Source organism: Mesorhizobium sp. C268A (assembly GCF_040324475.1).
GTDB lineage: Bacteria > Pseudomonadota > Alphaproteobacteria > Rhizobiales > Rhizobiaceae > Mesorhizobium.
In genome coordinates this window covers 976,102-995,201 of record NZ_JAMYVX010000003.1, presented here as the reverse complement: position 1 = coordinate 995,201, position 19,100 = coordinate 976,102, and the positions used below count along the sequence as shown (strand labels likewise).

The window sequence follows — 19,100 nt, the reverse complement described above, 5'->3', positions numbered from 1 at the left end:
GCGGCTCTGGTGGTATTCAGCGTGTTTATCAATGTTTTGCGCTTTGCCGGCCCGCTCTATCTCATACAGATATTCGACCGGGTCATCTCGAGCCGCAGCGTTGAAACCCTTGTCATCCTGACCCTGGCTGCCTTGCTCGCCCTGGTAGCCGGCGTCGCACTGGAAACCATTCGCCGTCGCATGCTTTCGCGTTGGAGCGTATGGATCGAGCACCAGTTGACCAGCCAGTCCGTGAAAGCCGGATTGACGTCAGGTGTCGCCAATCCGCCGCTGCTGGCCAGCATCGAGAAAGTCGCGGGCTTTATTGAGCGCGGGCTATCTCCCTGGTTGGACGTGGTTTGGGCGCCGATTTTCCTGTTGTGTGTGTACTTCATCCATCCGGTTCTCTTCCTGATCGCAATAGCAGCCACACTTTTGCTGATTGGCTTGGGCCTGTTGAAAGAAAATTTCACGCGAGAGCCCCGCCAGGCGGAACGTGATGCCGTCAAGCAGGCAAAAGAGGTGTTGGTCTCGGCGGATAGGCATAGAGACGTTGTCAGCGCGTTCGCAATGGCGGATGCGATCGCTGGTCGCTGGGGCAGGAACCGAGTGGACGGCTTCTTGCAACGAGACCGGCTCAACGCCCGCGGATCGAGCCTCGATGCTGCGATCCGGGTGCTGAACCGGAGCCTTTACATTATTCTGCTGGCCTCCGGCATATGGCTGTTCCTGAACGATCAAGCGTCGCTCGGCGGCCTGTTTGCAGCCCGACTCATTGCCAATTTTGCCTACAGGATGGTGGGCAAGGCGGTTGGAGAGTTCAGAGGCTTCAGGGAAGCGCGGGAAGGATATGCAAAGATCAAGGCGGACCTTGCCAAGCCGTCGGACGGAGGCCCGTCGTTGCTGCCTGGAACTCCGCGCGGCACATTAATTCTTGATGAAGTGGCGTTCAGGCACGCGGGATCGCGAGAAGACGTATTCAGGAAACTGTCGCTGTCGCTGGCGCCAGGCGAGTTGCTATTGGTCATCGGGCGCGCAGCTACCGGCAAGACAACGCTTTCCCGTCTCCTGATAGGTTTGCTCAAGCCACGGACCGGACAGGTCCGCCTGGGAGACATGAACGTCACCCGGCTTCCGGATTATATTAGAGCCGAGGCTATTGGCTATTTGCCACAGCAGGTCGAACTGTTCGAGGGAACCGTCGCCCAGAATATTGCCCGGTTTCAACAAAGCTCTATAGACGATGTGGTTTCTGCGGCAAAAATAGCGGGAATCCACCAGGTTATTATTCGCCTAGGCCAGGGCTATGACACCGTGCTTGACGACACGGTCGGACTGTCCGGCAGCGAACGGAAACGAATTGCACTTGCAAGGGCGCTGTTTCGCGCACCGAGACTTATCGTTCTGGACGAGCCTTTCGCCAATTTTGACAGCTCATCGAGAAGGGCGCTTGAAGCGGCGGTGAAAGTCATGAAGGAGTCTGGATGCTCGGTAATCATTACAATGTCGGGACAAACCAACCGTCTTGCCGGATTGATCGACCGGACGCTGATCCTGGGCGGCCGAACGCCTGAGCTCTCCGATCCCACGGAGCGCCCGGTTCGTCCTCAGAAAACTGAGTTGCGGAGCGTCAAGTGACAGTCCCGCTCGCCGTTGACGCCAAACAAGCTGGAGACGATCCTGCGCCCTTTGGTAACAACTTCATTGTTCTCGGTTTCGCGATAATCGCAATTTTTTCGACCCTGACCGGCATGTGGCTTGTTGCGGCTCCAATCCAGGGCGCCATTGTGGCCAATGGGTTGGTGGAGGTAGCCTCAAACGTAAAGACAGTGCAACATCTCGAAGGTGGGATTGTATCCGAGATATTGGTTCAGGAGGGCGATCGCGTATCGCCAAGTCAGGTCCTGGTACGGCTGCAGAGCACTGCTTCTACGGCCGCTGCGAACGAGATCAAGGCGCAATGGTACGAGGCGAAAGCTACCGAGGCACGGTTGATCGCCGAGAGAGACGGCAAGGACTCAATCGAGATTCCGCCAGAGTTAAAGGAGCCCGGTAAAATGGCGGCCGAGGCTGTTTCCGGCCAGGAGAGTATCTTTCGAACACGTCAGACCTTGCTTCGTGAGAGACTTTCCTTGCTGCAGCAAACGACCGGAAGCCTGCATAAGGAGATAGAGGGCTATGAAGGGCAGGTGGCTGCGGCCACACGGAAACTGGAGTTGATCGAGGAGCAGCTGGGCGATGTTCGTGCCCTTTATCAAAAGAAGCTGGTGGTAAGGACGCGCCTGACAGATTTGGAGACTGAAAAGGCGGATGTGGGAGGCGACCTGAGCGGCTATATCGCGTCGATTGGCGTTGCCAGGCAAAAAATGGAGGAGACGAAGTTCAAGGTTGCTGAACTTAACGCATCCACGGCGGCCGACATTGTCGCTGAGCTTGGGGTGGTGCGTGCCAAGATATATGAATCCGCTCAACGAATAGCCGCCGCCGATGACGTGATGACAAGAACCGAGATCCGCGCTCCCATCGGAGGCACCATAGTGGGGCTCAAGATTCACACCATTGGCGGGGTAATAGCAGCAGGCGATCCTCTGATGGATATCGTGCCCATCGACGACAACTTCGTCGTGATTGCCAACGTGGACCCGCTTGACGTCGACCAGGTGAAAGTGGGGCTGCACGCGACCATCTGGCTCAGCGCGGTGGGCAGGCGGTATCAGCAGCCCATGAACGGTGATGTCCGCACCCTTTCAGCAGACCGGCTGGTCGATCCGCGCACTGGCAAGGCATTTTATGCAGCTCGCATCGCTCTGACACCTCAGTCCCTGAAGGCGACGCCCGTGGCATTGCAAGCCGGAATGAACACACAAGTGATGATCGAGACTGGAGCGAGGTCAGCATGGGAATATCTTAGCGCTCCGGTCTACGCTGCCATGGGTCGGGCTCTGCGCGAACAATAGGATTGGCTATCGGGGCAGCCGTCTTTGGGGTGGATTGTTAGCGGTGCGCAAGCTCAGCGCCTCCACATCTCAAAAGATAGCGTGCACCTGCTGGGGTGAGAGAAGAGCCCATAAGCGCCAACTTTACACCAAGACGACAAAAATCCTCACCCGCGTCACTGAAATCATTCGTCACGTCTGCGACCCACCAAGACGGCGCAAAAGCCAATCCGCCGACGAAGCCCGCGGCAATGAGGGTCATCGGCTGCAGCCTGTTGGAGCAGCGGCGCTGATTGCCCGCCTTGCCGCCTTCTGGGCCTTTTGCGTGGCCTTCTCATCCTTGCGCTTGACGATGAGCCTTGTCTGCAAGGGCGGCTTGCCTCGTCCCTTGCGACCCGAATGCTCCACGAGCACGTTCATCTCGCAAACCTCACCAGGCCCGCATGGGCTCATAGATGGCGTTCCAGTCGGCCCGTTGCCCGTCGTGTGGTCAGCCGAACACTGGTCCAGCCCGTGCGCACGATGAAGTCGGCACCCGCCGACACCACCTTTTCAAGGGATGGAGCGCGGGCGTAGGCGCGATCGCCAACAACAATGTCGCCTTGGCGTAGCGGAACACGCAAGAAGCTTTCACCCCCGCGCACGTCGCTGATCTCCAGATGCGTGAAGCGTGCGAGCGCCGGTTCGTAGGTGGCATGCAGCCGCCAGTCCGTCCAGGCAATGGCGGATAATGGCAGTGGACTTATGGTTCTATTCGGCATTGCAGTGGGCGGCGGCTGGCCGCTTCGCGCCTCCAATGCGTCACTCATGCTGCGGCCACAATTTCCTGAAGCTGCTGAACCGCCAATGCTGGTCGTGATAGGAAGGTTCAGTTTGGCAGCGCGTCTCGCTGTTCTTTCGATATCGGCAGCAGACTCTTCGCTGCTCGGAATCATGAGTCAGGATTAGGTTTGTGACGTCTTCCAAGGTCAAGTTTCGGAAGCCCCGTTTGCAGACGCCCGATTTTTCGGCAAAGGTTGTGCTTAAGCTCGGCCAGCGCTCAGCGTATCGATGCTCTAATCCTGAATGTGATTCACTGACCATTGGTCCGAATCCAGAGGACATGAAAGCGACTATTGTTGGCGAGGGTGCTCACATCTACGGCGCAAGACGGGGGCAAGCTCGTACCGTGAAGAAATGACTGATGCCGCAAGGGCGACCATGAGCAACGGCATCTGGCTATGCGTGATGTGCCACACGGTGATCGACAAAGAGGAGCGCAACTACTCTCCAGACTTGCTCTTCCACTGGCGCAACTCCCACGAGGCTAAAATTACGGCTGAACGCGGTAAACCAAAGGAACTGATTAGGCTGCGCGAGGAGGAGCGGCAAATGAATGACTTCGCCGACGTTTCACTATTTGCTCAGCAGATCATCAGGGACAAACCGCCGGGCTGGGAATATCAACTCACAGCTGAAGCGCTCGACAACCTGTTCACGCCGATTCTCCGTCGGTGGAAGGGCCTCCACGCAGGCTCCTACACGAAAGCCGTGGGGCAGCAGAAGCCGGACCATTACTTGAGGTGGGTGGGAGCCCAGATTCCCGAACTGCCGAAGATAGCGGAATCGTTGGGGGACCTCATCAACAACCGCTTGAAGGAAGCGTGGGGCGCTAGGGGGTGCCAGGAGACCCAAAAGGAAATTGTACACGTCTGTCGAATGATCACCGCTCGGGCTACGCGGCTGCTCGAATGGGATGAGGCAATGCATTTTGTAACGCCTGCGAAGGGTTTCGAGATTCCGAAACATTTGTCAAAAGGCGTCGCGGTGGTGATGGAGAAAATCCCAGAGATATCTTCTTTTCTCCGCTCCATTTTCCATGAGGGTAAGGCGATCCCCGGCACCTATACAAGGACCATCACCTTTGACCTTTCCGACGACTTTGACACGGGGCTGGAGGATGCGATGGAAGCGGGTCGATTGGCTTACGAGAAGCGCGGGCGTAGGTGGACGTAGTCAAGTCAGTGGTTGGTTTGAGAGCACGAATTGATCCAACCCCCCGAGGTTCTGAGCCAGCTTTTAGCTGACCGTGAACATCTTCTTCAGTCGCAGCTTTTCAAATCCGGATAGCGGAAAGATCGATCCGACGGGTAAGAGGGTTGTGTGCGTCAAGTTCTGCAAAATGGGGCGGCCATGATGCTGGTCATGCGGCTTGGCGCAGAGCGAGCTTCTTGTGCTCGCGCAGGTCGTCCATGTTGATGTATCGGTTGGCCTCCATCCAGTTTTCATTGGTCTCGACGGCCAACGCCCTGACCAGGCGCAGGCAGCTTTCGGTGTTGGGGAAGATGCGCACGACATAGGTGCGCCGGCGGATTTCCTCGTTGAGCCGCTCCAGCATGTTGGTGGATTTGAGATGCTTGTGGTGCTGTCTCGGCAGCCTGAAGAAGGTCAGGGTTTGTTCGATGGCATCCTCGGCCCAGCCTGTCAGGCGCGGATAGCGTGCCGACCATTTGGCAAGCCATGCGGCAAGATCAGCCCTGGCCTCTGCGAGATCGCGCCGGTCGTAGAGCCAGCGCAATTCCTGCAGGCAGTCGTCGCCGTGCTTCCTCGGCAGATGATCGAGCGCGTTCCTGAGGAAGTGCACGTAGCAGCGTTGCCAGGCGGCTTCGGGGATCACCTCGCCGATCGCTGCCACCAGGCCGGCGTGATCGTCGGACACAACCAACTCGACGCCCTTGAGGCCGCGCGCCTTGAGGCCGACGAGGAAGTCCCTCCAGGCCGAGCGGCTCTCGCGATTGGCCATCTCCACGGCCAGGATCTGGCGCCTTCCGTCCCAGTCGATACCGACCGCGATCAGCACCGCCTGGCTCATGACAACACCGGCTTCACGCACCTTCTCGTAGCGCGCATCGAGGATGAGGTAAGGAAACGGCTCTTGAAGGGGGCGCCTGGCAAAGGCAGCGAGGCTCTCGTCCAGCCGCTTGTTGATGGCCGAGATCGACGAGGCCGAGAAGGCATGGCCGCACAGTTCTTCCGTGATCGCCTTCACCTTGCGGGTCGACACGCCCTGCACATACATCTCCGCCAGTGTCGCCACCAAGGCCCGCTCGGAACGCTGGTAGCGCTCGAACAGCTCGGTGGAGAAGCGCCCGGCCCGGTCCTGCGGAACCCGCAGCTCGAGCTTGCCGACCCGCGTCACAAGGGTACGGCCGTAATAGCCCGAGCGATAGCCAAGCCGTTCGGGCGTGCGCTCGCTCTTCGAGGCACCCAGCGCCTCGTCCATCTCGGCCTCAAGCACCTCCTGTATCACCGCACGGAGCACTTCGTGCAATCCATCCGGGTTCGAAAGCAAAATGTCTTTGACGGCAGCGCTGGCGGTCTTAACTTCAGTCTTGGTCATGGTGGCGTTCCTTCGCGGGAATCAGGTGACGTGAACAATCACCAGCCTGCCATGACCGCCCCCTCTCAGCGAATTTGCAGAACTCTCAGCACACTACCGGTATGAGTTGCGAGGTGTCTAGGCAGCGTACTTCTTCATTCGGTCGGACCACATGTTGGCTGCAACGTTATTTGGCAACCCTTACCACTGAAGCGTGCAGGTTCCGAAAATGGGATTTGGCTCTGTTAGAACTGCGGCAAGCTGATCGATTCTGATCCCGCTTATCACACTGTAGAGCTTCTCAGGGACTGGAAACGGAGAGCGCACGATCAGGCGTTTGTGGAGCTTTCGATTGGGCGGCTGGCGGCCGCTGCCAATCCGGCGTCGGAAGGCGGCGACACTCAGGTTTGGACCGCAGCGGCGGCCGATTTGGCAAAGTTCAAGAGATTGGAGACTTCCCCAAGCAACCGATCGCGGTAAGCCTCGCGATCCAAGGCCATGATCGCGGCGGACTGGTAACACCCGAGAGTTTGGCAGCCGGCCTGGCGATCGAGCGCGAGCTGCTGATCGCAGCCCCTCCCGGTACGGGAAAGTCAACCGCAATGCTCCAGATCGCGGAGGCGCTGGTTGCGACGCCGACGTTCGTTCCAAGCATCGTTCCACTAAACGAGAGGTCGGTCGACATCTTCATGCCGCTCCGCATCGAATGCGTGCTTTCCCTTCGCAGTCCACAGGTCGCGCGCATGCTCACCTTCATGGCTTTGCAGCTTTGCCGCTATCCAGAGTAGCGCGCCGTAGATGGTAGCGCGATCGTCATTGGTCAGATCGACGATGCCTGCCTTGACGACAAGACCGCCGAGTTCAATCAGATGCCGGGTGCGCTTGCGGCGTTCGACCTGCCACGTGCTCATGTCATGCCGAGCCCGTGCCGCTTGCTGTCGATTGTGTGCTGCCCGGTTGCGTTGGAGCGCTGCGAGGGTTGCGCTGAGATGCCGGAGCAGCTCGTCGTGGCCGGCTCTCGAAAAACGTTGCCCCACGCTTGGCCCATGCCTCACGCTTTGCGGTGTCTTTCGTTTCTGCGATCGCGACCAGGGCCCCAGCGAGTTGGTCGGTGCTGAGCTGATCGGCGCCGGTAGTGAGCACCAGCTCACCAAGCTGCTGGACTTTTCGCGTCTTGAGCTCTCGCGCTTTTTCTTCCAGCGCCTTCAGTTCGGCGTCGAAGTCCCTTGGTTTGCGCATGGTTGTCTCCATCGGTTGTCGATCTCTGGATGATAGTTGAGCGTCTGCCGGAAGACTTCAGGCTTGCCAGGACAGCCCGGGACGGGCTGGTCCATCCCGAGATTTTTTCGAGGGAGGGCGCGCTTATACGTCGTGCCGACGTGCGCTTTGACGTGCAAATGATCCTGTCGCGATGGCGATCTATCATCTTCACGTCAAGGTCATTGGCCGCAAGGCAGGCTCAAGCGCTGTCGCGTCAGCCGCCTACCGCTCGGCTTCGCGGTTACGTGACGAACGCATCGAACGTAGCCACGACTTCTCGGCCAAGCGCGGCGTCGTCCATTCCGAGGTGATGCTGCCGGAGGATGCGCCGGAGGCCTGGCGCGACCGCGAACGGCTGTGGAACGATGTCGAGGCGTTCGAGGTGCGCAAGGATGCCCAGCTTGCCCGCGAGGTCGAGTTTGCGCTCCCGCGTGAACTCAGCCAAGGGCAAGGCATCGAACTGGCGCGCGACTTTGTACAAGTCGAGTGTGTCAGCCGAGGCATGGTCGCCGATCTCAACGTGCACTGGGACAGGGCGGAGGATGGCAGCCCCAAGCCGCACGCTCATGTCATGCTCACCATGCGGTCCGCGGACGAGAACGGTTTTGGGTCAAAGGTTCGAGACTGGAATGCTACCCAGCTGGTCGGGCGCTGGCGCGAGCGATGGGCGGAGCTGGCCAATGAGCGTATGGCCGAACTCGACATCGACGCCCGCATCGATCATCGCAGTCTGGAGGCTCAGGGCATTTCACTGGAGCCGCAAACCCAGATTGGTGCACCGGCGCAACGCATCGAGGGCAGTGGCCTTGCTGCTGGCTACAGTGAAGCAGATCGCGCCGAACTGCATCGCGAGATCGCGCGCAACAATGGCGCGCGCATCATTGCCGATCCATCCGTGGCGCTCGATGCCATCACCCATCAGCAATCGACCTTCACCCGAAAGGACATTGCGAAGTTCTCGCATCGCCACAGCCACGGGATGGAACAGTTCAACGCGGTGATGGGTGCGATCAGCAACGCACCCGATCTGATTGAACTCGGTAAGGACGGATGCGGCGAATACCGTTTCACCACAAGGCAGATGATCGACACCGAGCAGCGCCTTCACCGCGCGGCGCATCGTATCGATCTGGACGAGCGCCACGCGGTGAGCGACGTACATCGCGAGGCAGCACTGGCGCGGGCCGCGCAACGCGGGCTTGTCCTTTCGGGCGAGCAAAGCGATGCGCTTGCGCACATCACCGATGGTCGCGGTCTTGGTGTCGTTGTCGGCTTTGCCGGAACGGGCAAGAGCGCCATGCTGGGCGTTGCGCGCCAGGCATGGGCGGCGGCGGGCTACGAGGTTCGAGGCGCGGCACTCTCCGGTATTGCCGCCGAGAATCTGGAAGGCGGATCAGGCATCCCGTCGCGCACAATCGCCAGTATGGAGCATAGCTGGGGACAGGGCCGCGATCTGCTCACCACCCGCGATGTGCTTGTGATCGATGAGGCCGGCATGGTCGGCACGCGCCAGTTGGAGCGCGTGCTTTCCCATGCGGCCAACGTTGGCGCAAAAGTCGTCCTGGTCGGCGATCCGCAGCAGTTGCAGGCAATCGAAGCCGGCGCCGCATTCCGCTCCATCCATGAGCGACACGGCGGCGTCGAAATCGGCCAGGTGCGCCGGCAGCGCCAGGACTGGCAGCGCGATGCCACGCGCAATCTGGCAACCGGCAGGATCAATGCTGCGATCAGCGCCTACGACGCGCAAGGCATGGTGCATGAGGCTGCAACGCGCGACGAAGCGCGATCTGAACTCGTCGAGCGCTGGGATCGCGACAGGCAGGCGCATCCAGAGGCAAGCCGGATCATTCTCACCCACACAAACGACGAGGTACGTGCACTCAACAACGCTGCACGCGAGCGCATGCGCATAGCAGGGAATCTCAGAGATGATGTTCCGATAAGCGTCGAACGAGGTGCAAGGGCCTTCGCCAGTGGCGACCGGGTCATGTTCCTGCGCAACGAGCGCGGGCTTGGCGTCAAGAACGGCACGCTGGGCATTGTGGAGGAAGTCAGCACACAAAGCATGACGGTTCGCGTCGACGATGGGAGATCGGTGCGGTTCGACCTGCAAGACTACGCGCACATCGATCACGGCTATGCTGCGACCATTCATAAGGCGCAGGGCATGACCGTCGACCGGACGCATGTGCTCGCAACACCGGGCATGGATGCGCATGGCAGCTACGTCGCACTGTCGCGGCATCGAGACAGGATGGAGCTGCATTATGGGGCCGATGACTTCGCGACCCGCGAACGTCTGGACCGTACGCTGTCACGCGACCGCGCCAAGGATATGGCGTCGGATTACGAGCAGATCGACCCGGCGCAGACCTATGCCGAGCGGCGCGGCATCACGTTCCGCGAGCGCGTGGTCGAGATCGTGCGCCGGATGGTTCCGGATAAGCTGCGGGACAGGATCGTTGGGTTGCTGGACGCATTGCGCTCACCCGGAGACGGCGAGCCTGTGCAGGAACGTGGCCTTGGGCCGGGAAGGGAAAATGTCGGGGCGCAGATCGGGAATGTCGGCGCCACGCCTGGAAGAGAAGCTTCTGCTGAGCGAGCGCAGCGCGACACGCAGGTGCCGGCGAACCCAGAAGCAGAAATGCGCCGAGCCCGCACCCAGGCGCTTGTTCGTCACGCGCGGGCTATCGACGCGATCCTGCGCAGCGGAGATGCGGACGGGCAGGGCAGTCCCGACCAGATGCGCGAATTGAGGGCTGCCCGTAACGCTTTCGAGAAGGTTCGACCGCATGGCTGGCGCGATGCCGAAGCGGCTTATGTGAAAAATCCCGAGTTGGTTCGCGAGGCGGGGGCGGGCCGCGTCAGCAGTATCGTGCTTGCTCTCCAGCTTGAAACGGAAATCCGCACCCGGATAGACATCGATCCCGGTCGCCGCGCCGACCGGTTCGTGGAACGTTGGCAGAAGCTCGACCGTATGGGAGAGGAGCAATATCAGACAGGCGACATGTCCGGCTACAAGTCCACACGCTCGGTTATGTCCGATATGGCCAAGAGCCTTGAACGCGATCCTCAGCTGGAATCCCTACTGGCAAACCGCAAACGCGAGCTTGGCATCAATGTGGATTCGGGTCGTCGCTTAGGCGCGGAACTCGCGCTAAGCCATGGCATCGGTAAGGGGCGGGGCCTTGGGCTCTGACACCCCTCCGATTTGCCGCCGTTTTCACGCCGCAGACGGTTGAAGCGACAAACTGATTGCGTCCAGCGTTCGGTCCGTCCTGTCTGTCTCAGCAGAGATCAGTAAACCAGCGAGGTGCAGGCAGTTATGTCCGAACCGAATCGTATCATACGCCTCAAAACCGTCCTTGCACGGACCGGTCTGTCCCGTTCAACGATGTACCGAAAAATCGGCGAAGGCACGTTCCCGGCCCAAATCAAGATCAGCTTAAACGGTGCGGGATGGAGGGAATCAGAAATAAATCGATGGATCGAAAATCCCGTGGCATGGCGAACAGAACATCAGGGATTGCGGGACAAACGCACGCCCGGGCCGCCGCCATTCTCTTGAATGAACTCAATGCCGGCGCTTTCGAACGTGCTTCTTATCAGATCCACAGTCGATTGCTTCAACGCCTCGCCTCTTTCGAAGCGAACAATCGTCTGGGTGGATATTTTGGCTTCTTTTGAGAGGTCTAAAACGCCCCACCCTAATGCAGCCCGAGCCATACGGCACTGCACCGGATTCATGAAATCACCATCTTATGGTGATTTTGGTTGCCTAGATAATGCACTGTGTGTAGTCTCGGTTTCACTTGGCGGCCGGATGGGTGATGCAAACACCAATCCGGCCTGGCCACGCCAAAGCTGTCGAGGAGCTCGGATCATGGCTGATTCCGACAATACCACGACTTTGCCTTTCGTCACGACTAGTGGCCACGATCGGCAGACCGCAATCGCGCCTGGACATTTCGACGATGCGGACCCGGCTCTTGCGCTGCTCCAAGGCTGGTTGCGAGCACAGGATGTCTCGCATGTCCTTTGCCGACTTCAACAGCGTCTGGAGAGGCGCGTTCTCGACGCAGAGGCCCCGGACGCGATGCATAAGAAGGTCGGTTATGCTATCGCTTGCCAGGCGGAGGTCGAGGCCACGACTGCTGCCTTGAAGCTTCAAGACAAAATCCCCACGTACCGGCGGGGTCGCTTCTTGGCGTTGTCGCCAAGCTAGAAATCATCGCTGGCGCAGATCGTGACATCGACGATCCAACAGACTTCCCTGGCCGCATATTGCGTCTGTCCTTGCCGACTTGAAGAAAATCGCCGGGAGCCTGCCGCTTGACCGGCCTGAGAGATTCATCGTTCAAGCGGACTGTAGGCATTATCAAGCGATGGGGGCCGACTTCGTCGGCCTGCAAATGCAGGGCGCTAACCTACGTTTGGGGAAGGGGCCTGCGTTGGGACAACACGGACCGGAATGAACTCAGGTTTTGAAGGCGGCGGTGCGTCACTGAACGCGGTCTTAAGAGTAAAGCTAGGCCGATCTATCTCGTGCCGGTGCGCGATTCACGAAGCAATCTGGGACGAACGACCCGATTTGATGTCCGCAGCACCAGCTTGCCTGTCCGCGCGGTCGTGTCCAACGAGGCATCGTCCAGCACCTTGAAACCCACACCCTTCTTGTCGAGCGTCTTGACGATCTGGTGGAGGTGCGCAGCCGATCTCGCCAGCCGATCCACCTTGTTCACGACGACCACGTCACCCTCACGGGCAAACTCAAGCGCGTTCTCCAGCTCGGGTCGCGTTTCGTCTAAGCCGGACCGCTTCTCGCTGAAGACCTCCTCAGCGCCGGCAGCCGTCAGCTTCTCAAGTGGGTGTCGAGGTCGTGGCCGGAGGAGCTAACGCGGGCATAACCGACGATCATGACTGTTCACTTTCCTCCAAGAGTGTTGGTGCACATCACTTAGTGGACGATTAGTGGACATGTGAGGAGCAATGTTGACAAAGGTATAGGTTTGTGAACGTTCGGCGCAGGGCGGGGCTGTTCCGAATCGCTAGCGCAGCCAGCCCAAACCGCCAGTGAATGCCGCGCGCCGCAGACAATCGCGATGAAGGGCACTACGCAACCAGCGGTTCTGTCGCTCTTTTTTCGATCTTTGGTGACACCACCGACCTTCGTGTAATAGCCCATCCGTGGCTAGTCGTGGTTCTAAACCCGCCATCAACTAGGGAGGTGTTTGTGCTCGATTTCGAGCCCTTTGATTTGTACGTGATTGACTTAAGCGCGCCATCTGCGCCGTAGTTGCGCGTAACGTTGCCGCTCTTTTTCCTGCGGCCCCGCTTCCCGTGTTTGATCGGCATTGTTCACCCCCGAGGCTGGAAGATGCACAGCGCGTTTGAGTGATCAATCGGGCCGGTCAGAACTTCCTTTGAAGGCTCCAAGGGGGTACGGGGGTCGGCGCGCGTGCCACTTATCCGATCACCCGCTCGGAAATTGCTCCAAATATTCCCGCCCATTTGCTTAATCCTAACTTACGGCGCATTGTCATACATGAAACAAAGCGAGCGGCATCTTACGGACCTCGCGAACGCCCAAAGGGACCTCTTCGTGCTATCGAAGGCTTTGCGCGCTCAATGCCAGGAAACGCGGACACAACTCGCAAAATCACGCCACGAACTTCGCGAGATGGTCCTTAAGGCGCGCGGCATGCACGTCCTTTCGAAATCGTCTGGCCACCGGGCCGTCGCCTCCGATAACAAAGAGCCTTAGCGCCTCGGGCAAGGGAACCAACTGGGACGCCTGCACGTTCGGGTTGCGACATTGGTAGATGGGCCGTGAGAGAGCTAAACAATGAACGGCGAGAGGCTATTTCGCGCCTCATTCGCAAGTGGATTAGGTCAGAGACTGTCCACCGCCACCTTCGCGACCTGCTGAAGCTACCTGTCGAGACAGAGCTGCCTAGGAGACACCTATCCCTGCTCGACGAGATCGAGGGGAAGCGCAACGGCAGATAGGCCGCATTGGGCGTCAGCAACCTACCGGATTGTACGAAAAACTCATCGGTGGCTTGCAGCCAAAAAAGCTCTTGACAGCGTACCTAAGTAGAAGTCGATTTCCGATTCGTCGCCGGCTGATGTTGCGGTGCTGGCGAGTAGGAAGGTCTTCAACTTCCGCCCTCATGAGGGAATGACGATGGACAGCCAATCGTTGGTGTCGGTTGTCGTTTTGGAGGACGAGGCGCTTATTGCGCTCGACGTTGAACAGTCATTGTGTGATGCCGGCTTCAATGTCTTGGCAGTCCTGTCATTTTGCTCCGAGGCTCTTCGGTGGCTGCAATCGAACTCCCCCGATGTAGCCGTCCTTGATATCGAGCTGAATGATGGAAGCTGCGAGGCCGTGGCTAGGCTCCTTCACGAGCGAAACATCCCGTTTGTTGTCCATTCGGGAAGCGCGTTCGATCCTCGCTACTGCGACCCGATCTTTCAAAAGGGAACGTGGGTGTCGAAGCCCGCTGGGGACGGTGATGTGGCTAATGCAGTGGCCGCTTGTGTCAGAGGAGGGTCCGCCGCATGACGGTTATGGCACTCAATTGGTTCAGCCAGCAGTCCGCATTAGGGAACCCCTAGGTCTCCGCTACAACGTCTCCTCGGTCGAGGCAGCCGGCGCGGGCATGAGCGATGTGTGCCGCGAGTTCGGCATCTCGCGCAAGACCGGCTACAAGATCTTCAGAGGACGGGCTGGATGCGCTCACCGACCGCTCGCGGCGGCCGGTGCGCTACGCCAACCAGCTTCCCGACCAGATCGAGCGGCTGATCGTGGAGAGCAAGCGGGAGAAGCCGCACTGGCGTGCCAGGAAGATACGCGAGCTGCTGGTGCGCAGGCTGGCCGGCGACGTCCGCATCCCGGCCAGGAGCACCGTTCATGCCGTGCTCGATCGCCACGGCCTTGTGAGCCAGGCCCGCAAGAGGAACCGAGCGAACAAGGCCGTGGGCACGCAACTGTCCCAGGCGGTTGTGCCCAACGATCTGTGGTGCGCCGACTTCAAGGGCGAGTTCAAGCTCGGCAACCGCCAATACTGTTACCCCCTGACGGAATCGAACCGCCGACCTTCGGTTTACAAAACCGTAGGTCGTTTTACCGGCCGAAGTGATCGAGGCTCTGCTTCGTCGCTGCGCGATTGTAGCCGCGGCCATCCATCGGAGGCGTTCAACGCCGCCCGAGATTGCGGACTGATACCGGCAATCGCGTCAACTACGCAGCCTTCGCCGCTTGGATAGTGTGGAGCATTTCCGGCTTGAGGTGCGTATAGCGCCGCAACATCTTCCAATCCTTGTGCCCCGTGACCAGCGCTACCTGTTCGATTGTGAACCCAGCTTCAAAAAGGCGGCTCGTTCCTTCGTGCCGCAAGTCGTGAAAATGAAGATCGTGGATGTCCAGGTCAGCGCACCCTAGACGGAAGGCGGTGCCGACTGACCTATGATTGAATGGGAAAATTCGATCATCGTCATTGCTTCGCTTGGCCAGTCGGTCCTCGACAATGGCCCATGCGTCGTACCCAGTTGCCGCGAACAAGGGTATGCGTTGATTGTTCCCGTTTTTGTTTCGCGGGTCTTTCCGGTCACGGATGAGAAGCATCCGCGTGCGGGCGTCCATGTCGGACCACCGCGCCTTGCAGATTTCCTCCTGGCGCATCGCCGTTGCGACGGCGAAACGTATTATCTGGCCAACCGGCGCTATTTGACGAGGATTTGCATCGAAGTGGGCGATGAGCCTGTCGAGTTCTTCCTGTGTCGGTCGTCTATCTCGCTGTTGGCCTTTGCCAACGAGACCGAGCCTCGTTAGAGCGACACGCGCGAAATCAACCGGTTCGACCTTGACGGGCAGGCCGTGGACCGCAGCGGCGTGAGTAAGGACAAGTTTTATAAAGCCGATGTCGATACCGAGGGTCATCGGTCCGGCACCTTGGGCGGCGCGGTCACGACCAAAACGAATGAGCCGTTCGCGATCGAGCGCTGCTAGGTTGCACTTCCCCAAATGCCGTTGGAGCATATCGAGGGCCGCGGCCTTGGAGCGGCGAGGGGACTTGCCTACATCGCACATGTCATCGATATGAAGGTCTATCAGTTCGCCGAAGGTTTTGAGGCGCGCTATGCGGGACTTGGTCGGCGTCTCACCTCGATCGACCTGGCGCTCGGTTTCGGTGGCCCAACGCCGGGCGTCGTCTCGGCGCAGGAAGGTCTCGCTGACGTAGCGACCTTTGCGACGGACTTGGACGCGCCAGGAACCGGATGAGAGCTTCGTGTAGGTGGCCATTTTTTCGTGTGCGCTCCGTGTGCACTGAGAGATCGAAACGTGGCGAAAAGGGTCGTATTCTGGCGTAAATTCGTGTGCACTCGGCAGGTACTAACGATTTGATGTTAAAGAAAAAATGCTGAAAAATCAAGATGGTAGAGTGGCCGTGGCCCCGATGATGGACTGGACCGACCGGCATTGCCGGTTCTTCCACCGCCAGCTGACGCGGCGTGCGCTGCTCTACACCGAAATGGTGGTGGCGGACGCCGTGATCCATGGTGCGCGCGAGCGGCTGCTTGGTTTTGACGAGACCGAACATCCGGTGGCACTGCAGCTCGGCGGCTCCGATGCGCAAAAGCTGGCCGAGGCGGCGCGCATCGGCGAGGGCTTCGGTTACGACGAGATCAATCTCAATGTCGGCTGTCCGTCCGACCGCGTCCAGTCCGGCACGTTCGGCGCCTGCCTGATGAAAGTGCCTGACCTCGTCGCCGATTGTGTGGCGGCGATGAAGGCGGCGGTGAAAATCCCGGTGACGGTCAAATGCCGCATCGGCGTCGACGAGCAGGATCCGGAGCCCGCGCTCGACGCGCTGGCCGACGGCGTTTTCGCGGCCGGCGCCGACGCGCTGTGGGTGCATGCGCGCAAGGCCTGGCTGGAGGGTCTGAGCCCGAAGGAAAATCGCGACATCCCGCCGCTCGACTATGACAGGGTCTATCGCCTCAAGGCGGGAAAATCGAACAAATTCATCGGCATCAATGGCGGCGTTCAATCGCTCGAAGAGGCGGCTCGCCACCTCGATCATGTCGATGGCGCCATGCTTGGCCGCGCCGCCTACCACACGCCAGGCATCCTGGCCGGCGTCGACGCGGCATTCTACGGCGGCAAGGCCGGCGCCTACGATTTTGCCGCGCTGATCCACACGATGGCCGACTATGCGGCGCGGCATATCGAGCAGGGCGGGCGGCTCGGCCACGTCACCCGCCACATGGTCGGGCTGTTCCACGGCCTGCCGGGCGCGCGCCGCTTCCGGCAGATACTGTCCACCGACGCGACGAAACCCGGCGCCGGACCGGATGTGCTGAAGGCAGCGTTCGCTGCCGTCGATTTCGACCGTGTTGAAAAGGCCGCTTAAGCAGTTCAGTCGCGCAGAATCATCCGGTTGCCGCGCACGTCGAAACCCGACAGCGAACCGATGAAATTCATGCCGAGCAGGCTCTGGCTGAGCGCGCCGGGCGCGGCGACCATGACCTGCATGTTCTTGCGCACGATGCCGCCGATCGCCAGTTCGTCGGTGCGCACCGAAGCGGCGCGCGCCATGCCATTGGCGGTCGAGACCGGGACGGTGAAGCTCAGCGCGGCCGGATTGAAGCCGGCGGCCTGCGCGTCTTCGGCGGTGAGCACTGTACTGGTCGCGCCGGTATCGACGACGGTGCGGATCGGCGCGCCGTTGATCGTGATGCGGGCCTCGAAATGGCCGCTGTCGGCCTTGTCCAGGGTCACGGTGGCATGGCCGTCCTCGACGCCGAGCGCCAGCGGGCTGCCGGGAACGAGGCCCGCCGTCACCCGGCTGGCGAAATCCTGCAACTCGTAGCGGTACTGGTAGCCGGCGACGAGCGCCAGCACGATCAGGGCCCACGTGCCGAGATTGCGGGCCATGACGCCGAGCGGCCTGCCGGACCGGACAAGGCCGGCGCTGACCAGCAAGCCGATCGCCCCCAGCCAGACCAGACGGCTGAAATCGTAATTCTCGATGCCGAACGTGCTGCCGGCGTCGTTGTTGATCATCAGCAGCACCAGCCCGAGGCCGATTGCCGCCATCACGATCCAGAACAGTCGGTTCATTGGACCTGCCGTTTCAAGAGAGGACGTCGCGCTCGCGCGCCATGCGGCTGCGGCGTGTTTCCCGGCGCGGCCGGCGCTCGACCGTTTCCAATCGGGCCGGCAACTCGGCCATGACGCTGCGGCGTACCTCCGGCGTCATCCCCATCCAGGCGCCGATTTCATCGCGCGTGCGGCCACAGCCGAAGCAGAAGCCGGTTTTCATGTCGATCGAACAGACCAGGATGCACGGGGATTCGATGGCCGTCATGACTTTCTCTTGAAGGTTCCGTCCGGAATCCCTCGTTCCATCTCCACATGGTGCAACGGCAAAGCCAATGCAAGCCCTTCGGAATGCGGCGCCGGCAACCGCTTTCGCGCCAATGTCGAGGGGAGTTGTGCCGGCCGGGCAAGGCGGTTATGCCGCTGATCAACCACAGGGAATGATCAGGACCGACATGACCAGCGCGCTGCCCTTCGACGACTTTCGCAATCTGCTGGCGAGCCTGCCGCCTGCCGATACAGTCGCGGAAAACAGGGTGCGCACCCTGTTTTCCAAGGCCGACAAGCCGAAAGCCTCGCTTGGCCGCATCGAGGACATCGCCGCCTGGCTTGCTGCCTGGAGCGGGCGCGCCCCGCCGGCGGTGAACCGGCCCCTGGTGGCGATCTTCGCCGGTAACCATGGAGTGACCCGCCACGGCATCTCGCCGCGCCCTGTCGCTGAGACCGCAAACGCCGTTGAGCTGTGCGCCGCCGGCGGTGCGGCAATCAACCAGATTTGCGTCGCCAACAATCTTGGCCTCAAGGTGTTCGATCTGGCGCTGCACATTGCGACCGCCGACATCACCGAGGACGCCGCCCTCGACGAACGCGGCTGCGCCGCCACCATGGCCTTCGGCATGGAAGCCATTGCCGGTGGCTCCGATCTGATTTGCCTCGGCGATCTCGGCGTCGGCAACTCCACCGTTGCGGCGGCTTTGTGCGCCGCCCTGTTCGGTGGCAGCGGCGCCGACTGGGTCGGCCCCGGCTCCGGTGCCGACGCGGCCATGCAGGCGCGCAAGGCTGATGTAGTCGATGCAGCCGTTGCCTTCCATGGTGCGGCTCTGAAGGACCCGTTGGAAGCACTGCGCCGGGTCGGTGGCCGCGAATTTGCGGCCATTGCCGGCGCCATCCTCGCCGCCCGGATGCAGAAAATCCCGGTGCTGCTCGACGGCTTCGCCGCGACCGCTGCCGCTGCCGTGCTGCATGCCGCCAACCCGGGTGCGCTCGACCATTGCCTGCTGGCCAGCCAGTCGCCCGAACCCGGCCAAAGGCTTGCCGCCGAGCGGCTCGGCCTCAGGCCGCTGTTCGATCTCGGCATCAGCCACGGCGAAGGGGTAGGGGCCGCCCTTGCCGCCGGTCTGGTCAAGGCGGCGGCGCTTACCAGTTCGGGCATGGCGGCGGCGGTCAAAGCCTAGAACAA

18 protein-coding genes and 1 pseudogene are annotated in these 19,100 nt (G+C 60.5%); 10 read left to right on the top strand and 9 right to left on the bottom strand.

Features of this window, described 5'->3' with window-relative positions:
- Window positions 1-9 precede the first annotated feature (9 nt).
- Window positions 10-1,617 carry an ATP-binding cassette domain-containing protein gene (locus NKL06_RS31655; RefSeq protein ID WP_198021028.1) on the top strand — a complete coding sequence of 536 codons (1,608 nt, stop codon included), beginning with the start codon at window positions 10-12 and terminating at the stop codon, window positions 1,615-1,617.
- Window positions 1,614-2,936, top strand: a complete 1,323-nt coding sequence (locus tag NKL06_RS31650; RefSeq protein WP_023694806.1) for an HlyD family type I secretion periplasmic adaptor subunit — start codon at window positions 1,614-1,616, stop codon at window positions 2,934-2,936. Before NKL06_RS31655 ends, NKL06_RS31650 begins: the two co-directional genes overlap by 4 nt.
- Window positions 2,937-3,364: 428 nt before the next feature.
- Here the strand turns inward: NKL06_RS31650 and NKL06_RS31645 are convergent, their stop codons facing one another.
- Complete coding sequence (locus NKL06_RS31645; RefSeq protein WP_156939188.1) at window positions 3,365-3,724, bottom strand: hypothetical protein; 360 nt, start codon at window positions 3,722-3,724, stop codon at window positions 3,365-3,367.
- Window positions 3,725-4,115: 391 nt separating this feature from the next.
- Between NKL06_RS31645 and NKL06_RS31640 the strand changes: the two genes are divergently transcribed.
- Entirely contained in the window at window positions 4,116-4,910 is a 795-nt protein-coding gene (locus NKL06_RS31640) for a hypothetical protein (RefSeq protein WP_023701627.1), read from the top strand.
- Window positions 4,911-5,097: 187 nt separating this feature from the next.
- On the opposite strand, the gene NKL06_RS31635 is transcribed toward NKL06_RS31640, so the two are convergent.
- The 3 genes from NKL06_RS31635 to NKL06_RS31625 form a co-directional block, all read right to left on the bottom strand.
- Window positions 5,098-6,294, bottom strand: a complete 1,197-nt coding sequence (locus tag NKL06_RS31635) for an IS256 family transposase (protein ID WP_352581544.1) — start codon at window positions 6,292-6,294, stop codon at window positions 5,098-5,100.
- A 641-nt stretch (window positions 6,295-6,935) separates the two neighbouring features.
- A complete protein-coding gene (locus tag NKL06_RS31630; protein WP_023690718.1) occupies window positions 6,936-7,184 on the bottom strand; it encodes a conjugal transfer protein TraD in 249 nt (82 codons plus the stop codon).
- 1 nt (window position 7,185) lies between these two features.
- Window positions 7,186-7,512, bottom strand: a complete 327-nt coding sequence (locus NKL06_RS31625; RefSeq protein WP_023690719.1) for a conjugal transfer protein TraD — start codon at window positions 7,510-7,512, stop codon at window positions 7,186-7,188.
- 172 nt (window positions 7,513-7,684) lie between these two features.
- Here NKL06_RS31625 and traA point away from each other — a divergent pair, with 172 nt between their 5' ends.
- Together traA and NKL06_RS31615 are read left to right on the top strand one after the other, a co-directional pair.
- The gene (gene traA / locus NKL06_RS31620; protein WP_023690720.1) at window positions 7,685-10,732 is read left to right on the top strand and encodes a Ti-type conjugative transfer relaxase TraA; all 3,048 of its coding nucleotides are present in this window, start codon (window positions 7,685-7,687) and stop codon (window positions 10,730-10,732) included.
- A 126-nt stretch (window positions 10,733-10,858) separates the two neighbouring features.
- Window positions 10,859-11,101, top strand: a complete 243-nt coding sequence (locus NKL06_RS31615; RefSeq protein WP_084567681.1) for a helix-turn-helix transcriptional regulator — start codon at window positions 10,859-10,861, stop codon at window positions 11,099-11,101.
- Here NKL06_RS31615 and NKL06_RS31610 read toward each other — a convergent pair.
- A complete protein-coding gene (locus tag NKL06_RS31610) occupies window positions 11,053-11,280 on the bottom strand; it encodes a helix-turn-helix domain-containing protein (RefSeq protein WP_032997420.1) in 228 nt (75 codons plus the stop codon). The two genes, NKL06_RS31615 and NKL06_RS31610, sit on opposite strands and share 49 nt — an antisense overlap.
- Window positions 11,281-11,416: 136 nt before the next feature.
- On the opposite strand from NKL06_RS31610, the gene NKL06_RS31605 reads away from it, so the two are divergent.
- Window positions 11,417-11,758 carry a hypothetical protein gene (locus tag NKL06_RS31605; RefSeq protein WP_023690722.1) on the top strand — a complete coding sequence of 114 codons (342 nt, stop codon included), beginning with the start codon at window positions 11,417-11,419 and terminating at the stop codon, window positions 11,756-11,758.
- Between the two features lie 313 nt (window positions 11,759-12,071).
- On the opposite strand, the gene NKL06_RS31600 is transcribed toward NKL06_RS31605, so the two are convergent.
- Window positions 12,072-12,389: a recombinase family protein gene (locus tag NKL06_RS31600; RefSeq protein WP_245267091.1), complete on the bottom strand. Its 318-nt coding sequence runs from the start codon at window positions 12,387-12,389 to the stop codon at window positions 12,072-12,074.
- Between the two features lie 1,331 nt (window positions 12,390-13,720).
- On the opposite strand from NKL06_RS31600, the gene NKL06_RS31595 reads away from it, so the two are divergent.
- Both NKL06_RS31595 and NKL06_RS31590 read left to right on the top strand, forming a co-directional pair.
- Window positions 13,721-14,101, top strand: a complete 381-nt coding sequence (locus NKL06_RS31595) for a response regulator (RefSeq protein ID WP_031209668.1) — start codon at window positions 13,721-13,723, stop codon at window positions 14,099-14,101.
- Window positions 14,102-14,189: 88 nt separating this feature from the next.
- Window positions 14,190-14,628, top strand: a pseudogene (locus NKL06_RS31590) (helix-turn-helix domain-containing protein); the annotation flags it as partial.
- A 151-nt stretch (window positions 14,629-14,779) separates the two neighbouring features.
- On the opposite strand, the gene NKL06_RS31585 reads toward NKL06_RS31590, so the two are convergent.
- Complete coding sequence (locus NKL06_RS31585; RefSeq protein ID WP_023690728.1) at window positions 14,780-15,841, bottom strand: tyrosine-type recombinase/integrase; 1,062 nt, start codon at window positions 15,839-15,841, stop codon at window positions 14,780-14,782.
- A gap of 115 nt (window positions 15,842-15,956) precedes the next feature.
- On the opposite strand from NKL06_RS31585, the gene dusA reads away from it, so the two are divergent.
- Window positions 15,957-16,952, top strand: coding sequence for a tRNA dihydrouridine(20/20a) synthase DusA (dusA, locus tag NKL06_RS31580; RefSeq protein WP_023690729.1), 996 nt, complete (start codon window positions 15,957-15,959; stop codon window positions 16,950-16,952).
- Between the two features lie 5 nt (window positions 16,953-16,957).
- Here dusA and NKL06_RS31575 read toward each other — a convergent pair whose 3' ends face one another.
- Both NKL06_RS31575 and NKL06_RS31570 read right to left on the bottom strand, forming a co-directional pair.
- Window positions 16,958-17,662 carry a TIGR02281 family clan AA aspartic protease gene (locus NKL06_RS31575; protein ID WP_023690730.1) on the bottom strand — a complete coding sequence of 235 codons (705 nt, stop codon included), beginning with the start codon at window positions 17,660-17,662 and terminating at the stop codon, window positions 16,958-16,960.
- Between the two features lie 13 nt (window positions 17,663-17,675).
- Window positions 17,676-17,909: a DUF1289 domain-containing protein gene (locus NKL06_RS31570; protein WP_023824914.1), complete on the bottom strand. Its 234-nt coding sequence runs from the start codon at window positions 17,907-17,909 to the stop codon at window positions 17,676-17,678.
- A 187-nt stretch (window positions 17,910-18,096) separates the two neighbouring features.
- Here NKL06_RS31570 and NKL06_RS31565 point away from each other — a divergent pair, with 187 nt between their 5' ends.
- Complete coding sequence (locus NKL06_RS31565; protein ID WP_023690731.1) at window positions 18,097-19,095, top strand: nicotinate-nucleotide--dimethylbenzimidazole phosphoribosyltransferase; 999 nt, start codon at window positions 18,097-18,099, stop codon at window positions 19,093-19,095.
- The last annotated feature ends 5 nt before the right edge of the window (window positions 19,096-19,100 follow it).